We start from the raw sequence: 2,209 nt of genomic DNA on the forward strand, positions 1-2,209 counted from the left end.
TCACCGGCTCGCATGCAGTGCGACCAGCAACTGCCAGACCTGGTCGGCGATGTCGGCTGCGCCGGCGTCGAGCAGGCCGTGCAGCCAGTCGGCCAGTACGCCGGCGAAGGTGGCGGCGACCGCGGAGGCGACCAGGGGGGCGTCCGCCGCGCCCGCGAGCTCACGCTCCCGCAGGCTGTAGGCCCTCAGGTCCCGGTGCAGGACCCTGCCGAGGGGGCCGCCGCCGCCCGGCGCGAGCAGGGACCGGTACAGGGCGGTGTGCGGGGTGAGCGAGCCGAAGAACTCCGCGAGCGCGGGCGGCGCGTGCACCGGGTCGGGCCGCCCGCGCCAGGCGTGCAGCGCCTCCACGGCGTCCCGTACGACGTCCGCGCAGGCGTCGACGGCGAGCGCCTCCAGGCCGTCGTAGTGCACGTAGAAGGTCGCCCGGCCGACCCCGGCCCGCCGCACCAGCGCGGCCACGCCGACCTCCTCCAGCGGCCGCTCGGCGCATTCCGCGAGCAGCGCCTCCCGCAGCCGCGCCCGGGTGCGGGCCGCCCGCGGGTCCTCGGGTGCGGCGCGGGTCACCGCGCCGCGAGCACGGCCGCCAGGGCGAGCGCGCCGGGCAGGGCCTGGGCGGCGAGGATCCGGACGTTGGCGGTGACGGCGCCGTACACACCCGCGACGATCACGCACACCAGGAAGAAGACCTGCACCCGGAATCCGGTCGGATCCCCGGCCACGAGCCCCCACACCAGCCCCGCCGCGAGGAAGCCGTTGTACAGCCCCTGGTTGGCGGCCATGGCGGCGGTGGCCCGGGCCATCTCAGGGGCGAAGCCGTGAAAGGACATCCCCGGCTTCTTCTGCCACAGGAACATCTCCATCACCAGGATGTACACGTGCAGCGCCGCCACCAGGGCAACCAGCACATCGGCCAGGATCTCCATCAGCTTCCCTACTTCTTGGACGTGTGTCCACTATAGCTGGACAACCGTCCAGGAAGTCCATCTGTCAGTGCCGCCCGCCAGCGTGCGCGCCATGACCGACCAAGACCTGACCGTGCGCCGCGCCCGCCCTGACGACATCCCGGGACTGGTCGCCTCCAGCGCGGGCCTGTTCGCCGAGGACGCCGGAACCAGGGACGCGAGCGTCGACATCGACTGGCCGCGTGAGCACGGGGCCGCGTCCTGCACCGAGGCGCTGGCGGACCCGGCGCGATTCGTCCTGGTGGTGGTTCACGACGGTGAGGTCGTCGGACATCTGACGGGATCCGTGACCGAACCGTCGGCCGTGCGGCCCGTGAAGTCGGCCGTGCTGAACGGCCTGTACGTCCGCCCGGTCCATCGGCGCGCGCGGGTCGGCGCCCGCTTGGTGGAGGAGTTCCTGGCCTGGGCCGGGGCGCAGGGGGCCGTGCAGGCGGAGGTCGCCGCCTATGCGGCCAACCCGGAGGCGATCCGTTTCTACGAGCGCCAGGGATTCGGGGCCCACGCCGTGACACTGCGACACGTCCTAGGCCGAAAGGCGGAGGTGGAAGCCGGTTCGAACGGCCAGACTGATGCCATCACTTGATGATCCCGCAGGAGGACGCACGCCGATGGCCCCGCAGCCGCCACGCCCCGCGAAGCAGCGTAAGCAGGACACCCTGAACCGACTGGAGCACGACGAGGACGTCTGGGTCGCCACGGCCCCGGACGACGGCTCGGGTGTGCCGTATCTCGTCCCGCTCTCGTTCCTCTGGGACGGCTCCACCATCCTCCTGGCCACCCCGGCCGGCAGCCCCACCGGGCGGAACCTCAAGGCGACCGGCAGAGTGCGCCTCGGCCTCGGTCCCACCCGGGACGTCGTGATGATCGAGGGCACCGTCGACACCGTCACCCAGGCCGAGCTGACCGGCGAGGAGGGGGACCGGTTCGCCGCACGAACCGGCTTCGACCCCCGTCGACTCGCCACGCCCTACCTGTACTTCAGGGTCCACCCGCAGCGGGTGCAGGCCTGGCGGGAGGCCGATGAGCTCACGGGGCGTGAGCTGATGCGGGACGGACAGTGGCTGGCCGCCGACTGAATCGGCCGTGCCGGGATATCCGCAAGGTACAAGGCCGCGGGGCGCCAACACCCCGTGGCCGAACCCTTCGGAGGAGACATGGCACTGGTGAAAGCGGGGGTCGTCGTGCTCGACTGTGCCGAGCCCGAGAAGCTCGCCGTGTTCTACAAGGAGCTGCTGGACGCCGAGGAG

At 72.2% G+C, this 2,209-nt stretch carries 4 protein-coding genes and 1 pseudogene; 3 read left to right on the top strand and 2 right to left on the bottom strand.

Translation table 11 applies throughout. The annotated features are described in order from the left end of the window. Together JF597_RS53030 and JF597_RS53035 are read right to left on the bottom strand one after the other, a co-directional pair. Positions 1–564 (bottom strand): TetR/AcrR family transcriptional regulator, encoded by a 564-nt coding sequence (locus JF597_RS53030; protein WP_266555964.1) that lies wholly within the window; start codon positions 562–564, stop codon positions 1–3. Next, the gene (locus JF597_RS53035) at positions 561–923 is read right to left on the bottom strand and encodes a DUF1304 domain-containing protein (RefSeq protein ID WP_294014145.1); all 363 of its coding nucleotides are present in this window, start codon (positions 921–923) and stop codon (positions 561–563) included. Before JF597_RS53035 ends, JF597_RS53030 begins: the two co-directional genes overlap by 4 nt. Before the next feature lie 91 nt (positions 924–1,014). On the opposite strand from JF597_RS53035, the gene JF597_RS53040 reads away from it, so the two are divergent. From JF597_RS53040 to JF597_RS53050, 3 genes and pseudogenes are all read left to right on the top strand, one after another. Then, positions 1,015–1,545 carry a GNAT family N-acetyltransferase gene (locus JF597_RS53040; protein WP_294014147.1) on the top strand — a complete coding sequence of 177 codons (531 nt, stop codon included), beginning with the start codon at positions 1,015–1,017 and terminating at the stop codon, positions 1,543–1,545. A 25-nt stretch (positions 1,546–1,570) separates the two neighbouring features. Next, on the top strand, positions 1,571–2,038 hold the full coding sequence (locus JF597_RS53045) for a pyridoxamine 5'-phosphate oxidase family protein (RefSeq protein ID WP_294014149.1): 468 nt from the start codon (positions 1,571–1,573) through the stop codon (positions 2,036–2,038). Between the two features lie 78 nt (positions 2,039–2,116). Continuing rightward, positions 2,117–2,209: pseudogene (locus JF597_RS53050) on the top strand (VOC family protein); the annotation flags it as partial.

This window comes from Streptomyces sp. (genome assembly GCF_019510245.1).
Classification (GTDB): domain Bacteria; phylum Actinomycetota; class Actinomycetes; order Streptomycetales; family Streptomycetaceae; genus Streptomyces.